General features: G+C 60.6%; 18 protein-coding genes, 1 tRNA gene and 1 pseudogene. 9 read left to right on the top strand and 11 right to left on the bottom strand.

Annotation, left to right across the window (positions count from 1 at the left end):
* The first annotated feature begins 5 nt into the window (after positions 1-5).
* The 5 genes from J7394_RS14045 to J7394_RS14025 all read left to right on the top strand — a co-directional run bounded on the left by J7394_RS14045 (position 6) and on the right by J7394_RS14025 (position 3,775).
* Entirely contained in the window at positions 6-1,061 is a 1,056-nt protein-coding gene (locus tag J7394_RS14045; RefSeq protein ID WP_209253861.1) for an SPOR domain-containing protein, read from the top strand.
* Positions 1,058-2,065 (top strand): beta-N-acetylhexosaminidase, encoded by a 1,008-nt coding sequence (gene nagZ / locus J7394_RS14040; protein WP_209253860.1) that lies wholly within the window; start codon positions 1,058-1,060, stop codon positions 2,063-2,065. The genes J7394_RS14045 and nagZ overlap by 4 nt, the downstream gene beginning before the upstream one ends.
* Entirely contained in the window at positions 2,055-2,849 is a 795-nt protein-coding gene (locus J7394_RS14035) for a ScpA family protein (protein ID WP_209253859.1), read from the top strand. Before nagZ ends, J7394_RS14035 begins: the two co-directional genes overlap by 11 nt.
* Positions 2,842-3,492, top strand: a complete 651-nt coding sequence (gene scpB, locus J7394_RS14030; RefSeq protein ID WP_209253858.1) for an SMC-Scp complex subunit ScpB — start codon at positions 2,842-2,844, stop codon at positions 3,490-3,492. The genes J7394_RS14035 and scpB overlap by 8 nt, the downstream gene beginning before the upstream one ends.
* 64 nt (positions 3,493-3,556) lie before the next feature.
* Positions 3,557-3,775 (top strand): hypothetical protein, encoded by a 219-nt coding sequence (locus tag J7394_RS14025; protein WP_209253857.1) that lies wholly within the window; start codon positions 3,557-3,559, stop codon positions 3,773-3,775.
* Here J7394_RS14025 and J7394_RS14020 read toward each other — a convergent pair.
* The 8 genes from J7394_RS14020 to J7394_RS13985 form a co-directional block, all read right to left on the bottom strand.
* Complete coding sequence (locus J7394_RS14020; protein WP_209253856.1) at positions 3,772-4,851, bottom strand: 2'-deoxycytidine 5'-triphosphate deaminase; 1,080 nt, start codon at positions 4,849-4,851, stop codon at positions 3,772-3,774. The two genes, J7394_RS14025 and J7394_RS14020, sit on opposite strands and share 4 nt — an antisense overlap.
* Positions 4,852-4,912: 61 nt before the next feature.
* Positions 4,913-4,989 (bottom strand) — tRNA-Pro (locus J7394_RS14015).
* Between the two features lie 60 nt (positions 4,990-5,049).
* Positions 5,050-5,610, bottom strand: coding sequence for a MerR family transcriptional regulator (locus J7394_RS14010; protein ID WP_209253855.1), 561 nt, complete (start codon positions 5,608-5,610; stop codon positions 5,050-5,052).
* Between the two features lie 18 nt (positions 5,611-5,628).
* Positions 5,629-5,931 (bottom strand): integration host factor subunit alpha, encoded by a 303-nt coding sequence (gene ihfA, locus J7394_RS14005; protein WP_037316145.1) that lies wholly within the window; start codon positions 5,929-5,931, stop codon positions 5,629-5,631.
* Between the two features lie 96 nt (positions 5,932-6,027).
* Positions 6,028-6,999, bottom strand: a complete 972-nt coding sequence (locus tag J7394_RS14000) for a beta-ketoacyl-ACP synthase III (protein WP_209253854.1) — start codon at positions 6,997-6,999, stop codon at positions 6,028-6,030.
* A 21-nt stretch (positions 7,000-7,020) separates the two neighbouring features.
* Positions 7,021-8,109: a phosphate acyltransferase PlsX gene (plsX, locus tag J7394_RS13995; protein WP_209253853.1), complete on the bottom strand. Its 1,089-nt coding sequence runs from the start codon at positions 8,107-8,109 to the stop codon at positions 7,021-7,023.
* Between the two features lie 24 nt (positions 8,110-8,133).
* The gene (rpmF, locus tag J7394_RS13990; protein ID WP_008756996.1) at positions 8,134-8,340 is read right to left on the bottom strand and encodes a 50S ribosomal protein L32; all 207 of its coding nucleotides are present in this window, start codon (positions 8,338-8,340) and stop codon (positions 8,134-8,136) included.
* 204 nt (positions 8,341-8,544) lie between these two features.
* Positions 8,545-9,081, bottom strand: a complete 537-nt coding sequence (locus tag J7394_RS13985; RefSeq protein ID WP_209253852.1) for a DUF177 domain-containing protein — start codon at positions 9,079-9,081, stop codon at positions 8,545-8,547.
* An 84-nt stretch (positions 9,082-9,165) separates the two neighbouring features.
* Here J7394_RS13985 and J7394_RS13980 point away from each other — a divergent pair, with 84 nt between their 5' ends.
* From J7394_RS13980 to J7394_RS13970, 3 genes are all read left to right on the top strand, one after another.
* The gene (locus J7394_RS13980; RefSeq protein ID WP_209253851.1) at positions 9,166-9,642 is read left to right on the top strand and encodes an outer membrane protein assembly factor BamE; all 477 of its coding nucleotides are present in this window, start codon (positions 9,166-9,168) and stop codon (positions 9,640-9,642) included.
* A gap of 100 nt (positions 9,643-9,742) precedes the next feature.
* Complete coding sequence (locus J7394_RS13975) at positions 9,743-10,477, top strand: GNAT family N-acetyltransferase (protein WP_209253850.1); 735 nt, start codon at positions 9,743-9,745, stop codon at positions 10,475-10,477.
* A gap of 68 nt (positions 10,478-10,545) precedes the next feature.
* Positions 10,546-12,354, top strand: coding sequence for an ABC-F family ATP-binding cassette domain-containing protein (locus J7394_RS13970; protein ID WP_247748228.1), 1,809 nt, complete (start codon positions 10,546-10,548; stop codon positions 12,352-12,354).
* A gap of 43 nt (positions 12,355-12,397) precedes the next feature.
* On the opposite strand, the gene J7394_RS13965 is transcribed toward J7394_RS13970, so the two are convergent.
* Positions 12,398-12,952, bottom strand: coding sequence for a sugar O-acetyltransferase (locus tag J7394_RS13965; protein WP_209253849.1), 555 nt, complete (start codon positions 12,950-12,952; stop codon positions 12,398-12,400).
* Between the two features lie 10 nt (positions 12,953-12,962).
* Complete coding sequence (locus J7394_RS13960) at positions 12,963-13,718, bottom strand: 3-hydroxyacyl-CoA dehydrogenase (RefSeq protein ID WP_209253848.1); 756 nt, start codon at positions 13,716-13,718, stop codon at positions 12,963-12,965.
* Positions 13,719-13,917: 199 nt separating this feature from the next.
* Here J7394_RS13960 and J7394_RS13955 point away from each other — a divergent pair, with 199 nt between their 5' ends.
* Complete coding sequence (locus J7394_RS13955; protein ID WP_209253847.1) at positions 13,918-14,550, top strand: hypothetical protein; 633 nt, start codon at positions 13,918-13,920, stop codon at positions 14,548-14,550.
* A 31-nt stretch (positions 14,551-14,581) separates the two neighbouring features.
* Here J7394_RS13955 and J7394_RS13950 read toward each other — a convergent pair.
* Positions 14,582-14,694: pseudogene (locus J7394_RS13950) on the bottom strand (IS5/IS1182 family transposase); the annotation flags it as partial.

The following is a 14,694-nucleotide window of genomic DNA, read 5'->3' as shown; positions in this document are numbered from 1 at the left end:
CGGACATGACGAGTTACGATTACTCGGGGCATCAAAGCCCCGGGCAGATGCATTACCCGAATCAATCCTATGCCGATGATGGGTATGATTACCCCGACGAGATGGCCGACCATGCCGCGCCGCGCAGCGGTTTTGGCGTCGGCAAGGCGATGAACGTGCTGGGGGCGGTCGCCTCTCTGGCGCTGGTCGCCGGGATCGGAATTTGGAGCTACAAGCTGGTGATGCGCGATGTCAGCGGCGTGCCTGTTGTCCGCGCCGCCGAAGGCCCGATGCGCATTCAGCCCGAAAATCCGGGCGGACGCCCCGCAGATCATCAGGGTCTGGCCGTGAATGCGGTTGCTGCCGAAGGCTCGGCTGCGGCCCCTGCGGATCGCCTGATCCTGGCCCCGCGTCCGGTCTCACTGACGGATGAGGACCTGCCCGCTGGTGAATTGAAGCCCACTAAAGCTGTCCATGTCGTCGAAGAGCCGATCTCGAACGAAGAGGCCGCGGCCCTGCGGCAGAACGCAGTGGACGCTCTGGTCGCCGAACTCGCAGGCGAGGCAGCTCGTGCCAATGATGAACAATCTGAGGATGGCGTGCAGCTGGCGTCTCTGGTGACGCCCGAGGAAGAGCCGGCGATTGACCCGGCGGATTTCGCCGCGGCCCTGCCGGATCCGGCCATTGCCGAGCTTCCGGGTGTGCGCCGCTCATTGCGCCCGCAGACCCGTCCGGCCCGCCGCGCGGTGGTCACCGATACGTCTGAGGCAGCGATCAACGCGGCCGTCAAATCCGCCGTTGGGTTGGATGTAGACCCTGACACGCTGAGCAAAGGCACGCGTCTGGCGCAGCTTGGCGCTTTTGAGAGCGCGGATGTCGCCAAGTCCGAATGGGCGCGTCTGAACGGTCAGTTCGGTGAGTATATGGATGGAAAACAGCGCGTTATCCAGAAAACCTCAAGCGGCGGTCGCACCTTCTACCGGTTGCGTGTGCTTGGCTTTGATGACCTGAGCGACTCGCGCCAGTTCTGCGCGGCGCTCGTTGCGCAAGGGGCCGACTGTATCCCGGTGGCCGTCAGGTGACGTTCGGAGCCGCGATTTCTGACGCAGAATCGCTGCGGCTAACCGATGACGAAAGGGCCCTGTTCCGCGAGATGAACCCGTTTGGGTTCATCCTGTTTGCCCGCAACATCGAAAGCGCCGATCAGGTCCGCGCCTTGTGCGATGACTTTCGCGAGGCCGTCGGGCGGAATTGCCCTATCACGATTGATCAGGAGGGAGGCCGTGTTCAACGTCTGCGCGCCCCTCTGGCGCGCGAATGGATGCCGCCGCTCGATCACGCCGAACGGGCCGGAGAGCAGGCCGAACACGCCATGTACCTGCGCTATCGCCTGATTGCGCATGAGCTCTTTGAGCTCGGGATCGACAGCAACTGCGCGCCGATGGTGGATGTCGCGCGCCCGGAAACCCACGCCTTTCTACGTAACCGCTGCTACGGCAGTGATGCAGATAGCATCGCTCAACTGGGGCGGGCCGTTGCGCAGGGGCATCTGGATGGCGGCGTATTGCCCGTCGTTAAGCACATGCCCGGTCACGGTCGGGCCACGCTGGACACACATTTCGACCTGCCGCGCGTCGACCTGACGCTCGAAGAGCTGACGCAGACCGATTTCGCCCCGTTCAAGGCTCTGAACGACCTGCCGATGGCGATGACCGCTCATCTGGTGTTCGAACAGATCGATCCGACTCCGGCCACGATCTCGGCCCCGATGATAAAGGTCATCCGCGAGGTGATCGGCTTTGACGGGCTAGTCATGACCGACGATATCACCATGAAGGCACTCAGCGGGTCGGTGCCCGAGCGCGCGGTACAGGCCTTGCAGGCGGGCTGCGATGTCGTATTGCACTGCAACGGCAGCTTCGCCGAGCGTCGTGATGTGCTTCAGGCCGCAGGCCAGATGACCGAGGCGGCGCGGGCCCGCGCAGATCGGGCCTTGGCCATGCGCAAAAAGCCCGCCGAACTTGACATCGAGGCCACTGAGGCTGAACTATCTGCCCTAATGGGCGGGCAGGTATATGAACGATAATCTTTTCAGCGAAGATCCGGTTTCGGTCGCCGACCGGCTGGCAGCCGAAGCGCTGATCGTTGACGTCGACGGGTTCGAGGGCCCGTTGGATGTGCTCCTGACCCTATCGCGGACGCAAAAGGTCGACCTGCGCAAGATCTCGGTTTTGGCGCTGGCGCAGCAATATCTGGCTTTTGTCGAAAAGGCGCGCGCGCTGCGGATCGAACTGGCCGCCGACTATCTGGTGATGGCCGCTTGGCTGGCCTTTCTCAAATCCCGCCTCCTGCTGCCGCCTGACCCGGATGACGAGGGACCGTCGGGCGAGGAACTCGCAGCCCACTTGGCGTTTCAGCTTGAGCGACTGCAGGCGATGCGCGATGCCGCCGCCCGGCTTATGGCGCGGGACCAGCTAGGGCGTGATTTCTTCAAGCGCGGGCAGGCCGAAGACGTCACCCGCATACGGACTGTTACCTATTCGGCTACGTTGTTGGACCTGATGCAGGGCTACGCGCGCATCCGCACCCGCGATGAATTCCGCCCCTTTGTGATGGACCGCGACTCGGTGTTCACGATGGAGCAGGCGCTGGAACGTATGCGCCCTCTGATCGGGTTTGCCGGTGCCTGGACCGATATGGAGACCTATCTGCCCGACGGATGGGACGGTGATCCGGTGCGGCGACGCTCGGCCACGGCGGCAACCTTTGCAGCCTCGCTGGAGCTGGTGAAAGAAGGACATATGGAGATCAAGCAAAGCGACAGTTTTGCCCCGATCCATCTGCGCAAGAGGACCGAGACCCGTGACTGACGCCCCCGAAGAAACCGGCACCCTGTTCGAAGCGCCCCCATTGGCCGAGCAGGAGCGGATGGTCGAGGCGGTGCTGTTTGCCAGCGCCGCACCGGTTACGAATGCCGATCTTGAGGCGCGGATGCCGCATGGTAGCAATGCCGCGCAAGCCGTTGAGTTGCTTCAGAAACGTTATGAGGGCCGCGGTGTACGCGTGGTCAAGGTGGGAGAGGCATGGGCGATCCGGACTGCCCCTGACCTTGGCTTTCTGATGCAGAAAGAGACGGTTGAGACCCGCAAGCTGAGCCGTGCGGCGATCGAAACGCTGGCCATCGTGGCCTATCACCAGCCCTGCACGCGGGCCGAGATCGAAGAGATTCGCGGGGTCTCCGTCTCACGTGGGACAATCGACCAATTGCTAGAGATGGAGTGGATCCGGCTGGGCCGCCGCCGCATGACGCCGGGCCGCCCGGTGACCTTTGTCGTCACACCCGAGTTTTTGGATCATTTCGGGCTGGAAAACGCCCGCGACCTGCCGGGCCTCAAGGAATTGCGCGCCGCTGGATTGTTGGAAAACCGCCCACCCCCGGGTGCTATCCCAATGGGTGAGGGGCGCGAGGACGAAGTTGACGAAGATCAGACCGAACTCTTCGAGGAAGAGTGATCAAACAGCCCTTTTGTCGCCGCATAGATACCCTATGTTGAGGCGCAGGAAACGGAGTTGAGCAATGAATGCAAATCGGATCATCGACATGATCGTTCGCCAGGTCATGCGCCGACTTGTCAACAAAGGCATCGACAAGGGGTTTAATATGGCCAGCCGTATGGGCGGTTCGTCGGATGCGGACGATAGCCATCCAAAAGGGAAACCGGGGCCGGCCCAGTCGCAGAGTATAAAACAGGCCAAGCAGATGACCCGTCAGATGCGGCGGTTCATGCGGTTTTAGGTAGCCGCCTTGAAGTGTTTGGACAGTTTCAGTCCCTGTCCCTGATAGTTCGAGGCAATGCCCGCGCCATATAGCTGCGTGGGCATTTCGGACATCTTCTCATAGACCAAGCGCCCTACGACCTGACCGTGTTCCAGCACGAACGGGGCTTCGTGGCAGCGAACCTCAAGGACACCGCGCGATCCAGCACCCCCTGCGGCCGCGTGGCCAAAGCCGGGGTCGAAGAAGCCCGCATAGTGAACACGGAACTCACCGACCATGGCCAGATAGGGGGCCATTTCTGCCGCGTACATGGGTGGGATATGCACCGCCTCCCGGCTGACGAGGATATAGAACGCGCCGGGATCGAGGATGATGCAGCCATCGCTCGTGCGCACCTCTTCCCAATAGTCCTGCGGGTCGTATGCGCCGATCCGGTCCAGATCAATCACGCCGGTATGCGGTTTTGCGCGGTAGCCGACCAGATCGGTATCAGGCAATTGCAGGTCAACGGAAAAGCCCAAACCGTCCTGAATAACGGCAGGCCCATCGACCAGCGGGGATTCGGTGTGCAGGGCGGTCAATTCCGCATCGGTCAGAACGGCCTGACCCTGGCGGAAGCGAATCTGGTTCAGCCGCATGCCGGGCCGTACAAGTACCGAGAAGGAGCGCGGGCAGATTTCAGCGTAAAGCGGGCCGGTGTAGCCTGCGGGCACCCGGTCGAACTCGGTGCCGCCATCGGTGATTGTTCGCGTCAGCAGGTCCAATCGCCCGGTTGAGCTTTTGGCATTCGCCACCGCGCTGGTCTCGGCTGGTAGGGCGAGTGATTCCATCAACGGCACGAGATAGACGCAGCCTTTCTCCAACACGGCCCCGTCAGTGATATCGATCCGGTGCATTTCGAACTCGGCCAGACGGTCGGCGACCGATCGCCCTTCGCCCGCCAAGAACGAGGCGCGGACGCGGTAAGCCACTGTTCCCAAACGAAGATCAAGGCTGGCGGGTTGCACCTGCGCCGGGATCACATCCGGGCTGGCACTGATCTCGCCGCGTGTGATCATCGCTTCGATCTGCTGGTTTGGGCATACACCTGTCATTTCGATCCCCCCTGATGCCAGAGCGGGATCTGGCCTGTCTGCCATAAACGTCGGTGTGATTTGGTCGGGCTAGCAGGACTCGAACCTGCGACCTTCCGTCCCCCAGACGGACGCGCTACCAGGCTGCGCCATAGCCCGACGTTGGAGTGTTCATAACGGTTTTCCCGGCAGGGGCAAGAGGAAAACATTGCCTTTTTTCTATCCTGCCGCCCGTGTTTCCACCCGGTTCAACCATGCGCGCAAATCCTTGGCCAAGGGCGCGATACGGCTGAGTAGCTCATCGTCGAATTCGGACCTGTTCCATGCCAGTGAAGCGATGCCTCCAACCAAAGGCGCGGCATCCAACTCGGCTGGTTCGGCGCTTTCCTCTGGTGCCTCAGCCTCTTGCGGTGCGTCGAGGTCCATCGGGATTTGTTCGGTCTGAGGGGCAGGTTTGGCGGAAAAGGGGACAACGGTGCTGTCCGTTTCCTCGACCGCAGGCTCGTCCAGAGACGGCGAGAGCGCGGCGACATGGGCAACGCCCTGTTCGCGCAAAATTCGCTGTACGCCCTTGATGGTGATCCCATCCTCGTGCAGCAGCTTTTTGATACCGCCCAGCAGACGCATGTCATTAGGGCGGTAGTACCTACGCCCTCCGGCCCGTTTCACAGGCTTGACCTGGCTAAACCGGCTTTCCCAAAAGCGCAGGACATGGGCTTGTACTCCGAGCCAATCCGCAACTTCACTTATGGTGCGAAATGCGTCGGGAGATTTGCTCATGTCCGCGAGGTCCTACGGTTACTTGCGATTCCCGGCGGCGACGCGATCCTTCATCAGGTGCGACGGACGGAAAGTCAGCACGCGGCGGGGTTGAATGGGAACCTCTTCGCCGGTTTTGGGGTTGCGACCGATACGAGCGGTTTTGTCCCGAACGCTGAACGTGCCGAATGAGGAAATCTTCACCTGCTCACCGCGCACCAGCGCGTCGGACATGTGGTTCAGAACGCTTTCCACCAGCTGCGCGCTTTCGTTGCGTGATAGGCCAACTTCACGAAAGACGGCTTCGCTTAGATCCATTCGGGTCAGTGTTTTGTCGCTCATACCTTTTCCCCTGTTGCTGTCAAAGCATAGGGCGGGGGCAAATTCACTGTCAATATCAATGAATTGCAGGTGGGGGCGTAAGCTGAATTGCGCCGGTTACCAGCGCAGAACAACCGCGCCCCAAGCCAGCCCGCCGCCGATGGCTTCGGTTACGATCAGATCGCCTTGCTTGATTTGCCCGCGCTGTTTGCCAACCGACAGGGCCAGAGGGATCGACGCGGCCGAGGTGTTACCGTGATCCTGTACGGTGACCACGACATTCTCCATCGGCAGGCCCATCTTTTTGGCTGTGCCCTGAATGATGCGGATATTGGCCTGATGCGGCACGATCCAATCCACGTCCGAGGCCGCAAGCCCGGCGCGATCCAGCGCGGTGTTGGCAGTTTTGGCAAGCTTTTCAACGGCATGGCGGAAGACCTGATTGCCTTGCATGCGCAAGTGACCGGTTGATTGCGTTGACACGCCACCGTCCACGTACAGCAATTCCTGATACCGCCCGTCCGAGTTCAGATCTGTTGCCAGAATGCCCCGATCGTTTGAAGTACCGGCGCTGTCTTGTTCCTCAAGGATCAGGGCACCTGCGCCGTCGCCGAACAACACGCAGGTCGAGCGGTCGGTCCAGTCCATGATTCGCGAGAATGTCTCGGCCCCGATCACCAGAACGCGTTTGGCCTGACCCGAGAGGATCAGCGCGTTTGCATTGCTCAGCGCGAAAACGAATCCGGCGCAGACGGCCTGCACATCGAAGGCAAAGCCGCGGGTCATGCCAAGGCGGGCCTGAACCATCGTTGCTGCAGAAGGAAAGGTCAGATCAGCGGTCGAGGTCGCAAGAACGATGGCGTCAATGTCGTCCGCCTCTAACCCCGCGTCTGCAAGGGCGGCTTTTGCGGCATTGGTCGCCAAATCCGAGGTAGTTTCACCTTCGGCAGCAAAGTGGCGGCGTTCGATGCCCGACCGGGTTCGGATCCATTCATCCGTCGTATCCAAAGTCTGTTCAAACTCGGAATTCGGGACAACACGTTCGGGCAAATAATGTCCGACACCTACAACGACTGAACGGCCTGCCATGTTTGAGGTACTGCCTTTTTGTTATTTTTCCGCCTGCGGCGCGGCATGCGCGGCATCTTGTGCAAGCTGGGCCGTTGATGCAACCCGTGCTGCCAATTTTTCGGCAAAACCTGATTGGGCCAGTGTAAAGGCCAGCTTGACTGCGGCTGACACTCCGGTCGCGTCCGCGCCGCCGTGGGATTTCACCACGGTTCCATTTAGCCCCAGGAAAACGCCCCCGTTCACGCGGCGCGGATCGATGCGCTTTTTCAGACGATTCAGCGACGTGATCGCCAGCACCGATGCAAGCCGTGAGAGGGGTGTGTATTTGAAGGCTTCGCGCAGAAGATCGCCGATCAGGCTGGCCGTGCCTTCGCCGGTCTTGATCGCGACATTGCCGGTAAACCCATCGGTGACAATGACATCTGCCTTGTCGCCGGGAATATCGCTGCCTTCGACAAAGCCCACGAAATCGAAATTCGCGGATTCGGCGAAGTCGGTGATCATAGCATGCGCTTCTTTCAGCTCTGCCCGACCTTTATGTTCCTCGGTGCCGACATTCAGAAGCCCGATACGAGGGCGCTGCAGTGCCATGCCGTTGCGCGCGTAAGAGGCGCCCATCAGCGCATATTGTAGCAGATCCTTGGCGTCGGCGCGCACATCGGCACCGACATCCAACATCACGTTGAACCCCTGAGGGTTGCGCGAGGGCCACAGAATCGCAATCGCCGGGCGGTTGACACCGGGCAGTTTGCGCAGACGCATCATCGACAACGCCATTAGCGCGCCGGTGTTGCCACAGGAGACCGCACCATGGGCATCACCCTGACGCACGGCCTCAAGCGTGGACCACATCGAGGTCTGTTTGCCGTTGCGCACAACCTGGCTTGGCTTGTCCTCCATCGTCACGACGTCAGGACAATCACGAAAATCGACGCGCCCATCAAGGACGCGCCGTTTCGCTACGAGCTTGCGCAGCTTGTCTTCCGGACCGTGCAGCAGAAACCCGATATCGGGGTTCTTCTTCGCCGATTGCGCCAAACCAGCAACAACGGTTACAGGACCATCGTCCCCCCCCATTGCATCAACGGAAATGATGATCCGTCCGGCGTGCGTGGGTTGTTCCGTCATGCGAAGGCTTGCGCTCGATCAGGCTTAGGCTGCGTCTTCGTCCAGGTCGATTTCGTCGGCCTGAGCGACGACTTCACGGTCGTCATAGTGGCCGCAGGATGCGCAAACGTGATGCGGGCGCTTCAGCTCGCCGCAGTTCGGGCATTCGTTCGGGTTTGCAGCAACCAGAGCGTCGTGTGCGCGGCGGTTGTTGCGACGCGACTTGGAAACTTTGTTCTGTTGGACGGCCATGGTCTCAACCTTTGTCTACTGAGGGTCAGCAGAATCGCCGCCGACCGGGTTTCATATTTCGTTTATCGTGGTTTGACGCGCGTTTAGGGTACATGCCCCACGTTGTCCAACCCTAAATCCGATGAGCGCGCGAAAATACTGCGATTCTCGACATGTTCAAGCGATTTTTCTGACCGCTTGCTATGACAGGAAATCTCTGCCCTGTCACTCGTCTTTTTTCAGCGCATCGCGCAAACCTGCCAGCCCGGCGAAGGGTTTGGCATCTTCGTCCGTCATCGCCTGTTTACCCGGCTCTGTATAGTCGGCCTTCTCCAGTTCCGCACCCTCCTTGCGAGGATAAAGGGGGAGGGCCAGTGACAGCGCCTCGATCATCACCTGGGTGGGGTCAATCTCAGTGCCCAAGGCCTCGGTTTCGTCACCTTCGGGTATTTCGAACTCTTCATCTTCTGGGTCCGCCCATTCGGCCAGGAAGGTGCGAGTGACGGGGACGTCGATGCGTGTGGTCACCGGCTCCAGCGTCACGACGCAGGGTTGCACAACAGTTGCGCCCAGTTTGGCGGTCAGAATCCAATCCTTTTTCCCTTCGGCCTCAACCTTGCCGACAAAGCTGAGCTTGCGCAGACCCAGCAGGTCAAGCTCGGCTTTGATGGCGTCCAGTTCCGTCGCGTTTGGGCGCAACTCAAAAGATGTTGGCGTGTTTTGGGGCAGGTCGGCCACCCGCAGAGATGTCTTGTTGCTCATTCGTGACCCTTTCCTGTGTTGAACCGGGGCATCGGTTTCTGTAAGCGGATAGGGGCCGTTACGGATCAAGGCAAGAGGGTGTATATGGTGATGGGTGCAAACAAGGTGAAACGAGCAGCGAAATCGCTCGTCTTAATTGCCTGTCTGGCTGCGATTGCGGCCTGTACGCCGACCTTCAAGAATCACGGCTATATTCCGCCTGCCGAAGATCTGGCCGAGATCAAAGTGGGCGTCGATACCCGCGACACCGTGGCCGAAGCGATCGGCGCGCCCGGTATTTCCGGCGTTGTGCAAGATTCGGGCTATTACTACGTCGCCTCTCGCGTGCGCTTTTATGGTCCCAAACGGCCCGAGGTCGTCTCGCGCGAGTTGGTTGCCATCAGTTTTGACCAGCGCGGCGTCGTCAGCAATATCGAGAAGTTCGGCCTTGAAGACGGTGTCGTCGTGACCCTTGAACGGCGCGTGACCGAATCCAGTGTCCAGAACAACGGCTTCCTGCGTCAGTTGCTGGGTAATATCGGCAACTTCAGCCCAGCCAACATTCCGGGCGCTTCGAACTGAGTCACAGGATTGTCGCGTCGCCTTCACAAGGCAGTCACATCTGCTGTGCTAGCAGAGCCACAAGGTTGAATTCCGGTCGGCAAGGGCGGAGGATGCGGTCATGGCTGTGTTGTTGAGCAAAGGGCGCTTTCGGGCGCGTCTGGCGCAGAGTGACGAAGATCTGGCGGCGGCGCAGGCGCTCCGAACGCGGGCGTTTGGCACCGGCGCATTGGATGCGGACGCGTTCGATCCCGTTTGCGCCCATGTTCTGGTCGAAGACCTGCAGGACGAGGGCGCTCTGGTATGTTGTTTCCGCATGCTGACTATGGATAGCGGCGCTGAGATCGGGCGTAGCTACTCGGCGCAGTTTTATGATCTGTCCAGCCTCGAAGGGTTCTCGGGCCGCATGGTCGAGATGGGGCGGTTTTGTATCCACCCCGACCGGACAGACCCGGACATCCTGCGCGTCGCATGGGGCGCGATGACGGCCTATGTGGACCGGAACGGGATCCAGATGCTGTTTGGGTGCTCCTCATTCGCAGGGACCGAGACGGCCGAGTATCTGGACGCGTTCGCGATGCTCAAACACCGTCATTTGGCCCCGAAACGCTGGCTGCCGCGGGTGAAGGCGCCGGATGTGTTTCGGTTTGCGTCCAAGCTGCGGCGCAGGCCGGACGTCAAGAAAGCGATGCTGCGGATGCCGCCATTGCTGCGCACCTATCTGATGATGGGTGGCTGGGTCAGCGATCACGCGGTGGTGGACCGGCATATGAACACGTTGCACGTGTTCACCGGGTTAGAGATCGGGGCGATTCCCCCAGCCCGCAAACGGTTGCTGCGGGCGGTGGCCGGGTGAATTGAGTATTTTTGAAAAGGTGAAGCCGGGGCGTTGACGCATCAGGCTGGCCGGTTTAGCTGGCGGGCATGGCGAGAATTCCTTTGTTGCAGATGTCCGGCATTTCCCTGACGTTCGGGGGTGATCCGGTGTTTTCCGGTTTGGATCTGGTGGTCCAGCCGGGTGATCGCGTTGCGCTGGTGGGGCGCAATGGCTCGGGTAAATCCACCTTGATGAAGGTGATGGCGGGGCTGGTTGAGGCGGATCAGGGCGAGATCGTTGTGCCTCCGGGCAAATCCGTTGGCTATATGGAGCAGGACCCGGGGATGGAGGGGTTCGCGACGCTGGGCGACTATGCCTCAAGCGGGTTGGAACCGGGCGAGCTGTACAAGGTCGAGCGTGCGGGAGAGGGGCTGAAATTCGATCCCTCACGCCCCGTTGAGACCGCCTCGGGCGGGGAACGGCGGCGGGCCGCTTTGGCCAAGCTGATGGCCGAAGCGCCGGACCTGATGTTGCTGGACGAGCCTACCAACCATCTGGACATCGAAGCCATCGCTTGGCTGGAGCGCGAATTGGGCGCGACGCGGGCCGCCTATGTGCTGATCTCACACGACCGCGCGTTCTTGCGGGCGTTGACCCGCGCGACCCTGTGGATTGATCGCGGCATGGTGCGGCGGCAGGAGCAGGGGTTTGAGGTGTTCGAGGCATGGCGCGACAAGGTCTGGGAAGAGGAAGATCAGCAGCGTCACAAATTGAATCGCCTGATCAAGTCCGAGGCGAAATGGGCGGTCGAAGGGATCAGCGCGCGACGCAAACGCAACCAAGGGCGGGTGCGCGCGTTGCAGGCCTTGAGGGCTGAAAAAGCGGCGCAGATCAAACGTCAAGGCTCGGCGGCAATGTCGCTTGAGGCCGGGCCAAAGTCCGGGCGCAAGGTGATCGAAGCCAAAGCTCTGTCGAAAGCCTATGGCGACAAGCAGATCGTGCGCGGCTTTGATCTATTGGCGCAGCGCGGCGATCGGGTTGCCTTTGTTGGGCCGAACGGCGTGGGCAAAACCACTCTGTTGAAGATGCTGCTGGGGCAGGAGGCCACGGATGAAGGCTCCGTGACGTTGGGTACCAATCTCGAAATCGCGGTGTTCGACCAGACCCGCGCGCAGTTGGACCCTGAGATGAGCCTGTGGGACAGCCTGACCGGCGACCCCGAGATGCGCGTGTCGGGCAAGGCCGACCAGGTCATGGTTGGCGGGCAGCCCAAGCATGTTGTGGGTTACCTCAAAGAGTTTCTGTTCGATGAACGGCAGGCAAGAGCGGCTGTTAAGTCCCTGTCCGGCGGGGAAAAAGCGCGTTTGCTGTTGGCGAAGCTGATGGCGAAACCGTCGAATCTACTGGTGCTGGACGAACCGACCAACGATCTGGATGTAGAAACTCTGGACCTGCTGCAAGAGCTGTTGGACGACTATGACGGCACGGTTCTGCTGGTCAGCCACGACCGGGACTTTCTGGACCGTGTGGCCACCACAACCATCGCGATGGAGGGCAATGGCCGCGCGACCGTCTATGCGGGCGGGTGGTCGGATTATATCGCTCAGCGAGGTGATCTTGCCCCTAAGAAAGATGAGAAAACAAAAGCTCCCAAGCCAAAGGTGAAGCAGGAAGCCAAGCCGAAATCAGGCCTGTCCTTCTCGGAAAAGCACCGGCTAGAGAAGCTCCCGGCCGAGATTGCGCGGTTGGAGGCCGAGATTGCCAAGTTGGAAGAGCTGATGGCAGACCCCGATTTGTTCACGCGCGAGCCGGTCAAGTTCCAAAAAGCCACCGAAGCGCTGGTCGAAAGGCAGGAGAAACTGTCGGCCGCCGAGGAAGAGTGGCTGATGTTGGAGGAAAAGGCCGAAGGCGGGTAGCAAAAGACCCGAAGCTAAGTTTCCTCAGACTTTCAAGGTCGTCTTATGCGCGTCCCCGGATCGGGCGTGCGGGGTTGCCAACGACCGTTTCATCGGGTGCGACCGGTTTGGTCACGACACTGCCCGCGCCGATAATGGCCCGGTCACCGATTGAGACACCAGGCAGGATTATAGCGCCGCCGCCAATCCAAACATTCTCTCCGATCGTGACCGGATGCGCGATTTCAAGACCGTCTGCGCGCAGGGCGGGGTCCTTGGCGTGTTCGGCGCAGTAGATCTGGACGTTAGGGCCCAGCATTGTGTCGCTACCGATCCTGACTGGCGCGGTATCCAATATGGTACAGCCCGCATTAAAATAGACACGATCGCCCAGAGAGAGGTTGAATCCATAGGCGCAATGAAACGGGGCTTCGATGAAGCACATGTGCCCGGTTTCGGCGAAAAGCGCGCGCAGCTCAGGCGCAATAGGGCCGCGATCATCGGGTTGACATGTGTTGTGGGCGTAAACGGCGCGACGGGCGGTCTGGCGCAAGTCTTCCAGTTCCGGATCGAGGCAGGTGTACCACGCACCTGCCGCCATTTTCTGTCGCTCGCTCATGTCCTTAGGGTTAGCGCATTCTCAGAGCTCCGTCGATGCGGATGACCTCTCCGTTCAGGTAGCCCATCTCGACAATAAACCCGGCGAGGCGTCCGTATTCCTTCGGGTCCCCCAAGCGGGGTGGGTTCGGAACGTCGGCAGCCAATTGGGCTTGCACTTCTTCCGGCAGACCGGCCAGCATGGGCGTCATGAAGATGCCGGGTGCGATGGTCATCACTCGGATACCGGTTGAGGCCAAATCGCGCGCCATGGGTAGGGTCATGCCGACGACGCCGCCTTTTGAGGCCGCGTAGGCCGCCTGACCCTTTTGCCCGTCAAACGCCGCGATTGAAGCGGTGTTGATGATGACACCACGGGCCCCGTCTGCATCGGGGTCATTCAAGGCCATTTGGGCCGCGGCCAGACGGGCGACATTGAAACTGCCCACCAGATTGATGTCGATGGTACGCTGGAACGCGTCCAAAGGATGCGGGCCGTCGCGCCCGACGGTTTTGATACCATCCGCAATACCGGCGCAATTCACGGCGGCGGTGATCTTGCCCATTTTCTCCGTGGCGAGCCTGACCGCTGCTGCGACCGAGGCTTCTTGGGTCACGTCGGTTTCTACGAAGTATCCTCCGATCTCGGCGGCGACCTTCGCGCCTCGGTCGGCATCGCGATCCAGCAGCGTGACCTGAGCGCCTTGCGCGGCAAAGTGCCGGGCGGTGGCTTCGCCCAAACCGGACGCGCCGCCGGTGATGATGGCTGCGGTGTCGGACAGGTTCATGATGGGCCTCCTCGCGGGTTAATGAACATATGTTCAATAAACAGTTTGGTTGCGTCCTGTCTATAGGTTTGGCTTTGGACCCCGCGTTGGGTTCTGAAGAAATCCTCAGAAACCCTTCAGATCGACTTCACGGAAGATCGCCAACTCGTGAATGAACAACCTGACGCGGTCGGGTGTTTTTTCGTCAGGAGGTGCTGAAATGGTAAAGAGTACAAAGCAAAAACTTGGCGCGCTTGCGATTGCGCCGTTTGTCGGGGTGTTCATGGTCGGAAGCGCAGCAGCCGCGCCTGAAACCTGCAACTGGAAAACAGCGCGTGATCTCGCCAATGCCGGAGATTACGCGGGTTTGTGCGATTGCGCGCAGGTTACGCCGAGCTTTCTGGAGCGTCTGCAGAGGCGGTCCGATTTCGAAACCACCCTCAGCGTAACAGGCGCGCAATGCCCGGGATTGGCCACGTTGCTGACCGATTTGCCCACGGCGAGCGTGCAGATTGCATCCAACCAAGGCCAAGACAGATCGTCTGACGGTCCGGGCAACGGCGGCGGAGGTGGTTCGGCAGGAGGCGGTGACACAGGTGGCGGTGACGGCCCCGGTGATGGCGGCGATGGCCCCGGTGATGGCGGTGATGGTCCTGGTGACGGCGGTGACGGCCCTGGCAAGGGCGGTGATGGTCCTGGTAAGGGCGGTGGAAAAGGTGGCGGCAAGGGCGGCGATGGCAAAGGCGGTGGCGGCAAGGGCGGCGACGGTAAAGGCGGTGGCGGCAAAGGCGGCGACGGTAAGGGTGGCGGCAAAGGCGGCGGCAAGAACGGCGGAGACAAGGGCAAGAAGTAGCCCGTTGCGACGTAGTCCCTAGGGTCAGGATTCATAACCAGTAGATAACGAGAGCAGCGAGGGCGATTGCTGAGAGGAACACCTTCGGGCATCGATCATAGCGGGTCGCGACGCGCCTCCAGTCCTTGAGCCTGCCGAACATGA

The sequence above is a fragment of the Ruegeria sp. R13_0 genome (genome assembly GCF_017743995.1).
Taxonomy (GTDB): Bacteria; Pseudomonadota; Alphaproteobacteria; order Rhodobacterales; family Rhodobacteraceae; genus Ruegeria.
Note: the sequence above shows the minus strand (reverse complement) of the source record. Positions and strands in the feature narration are given on the sequence as shown.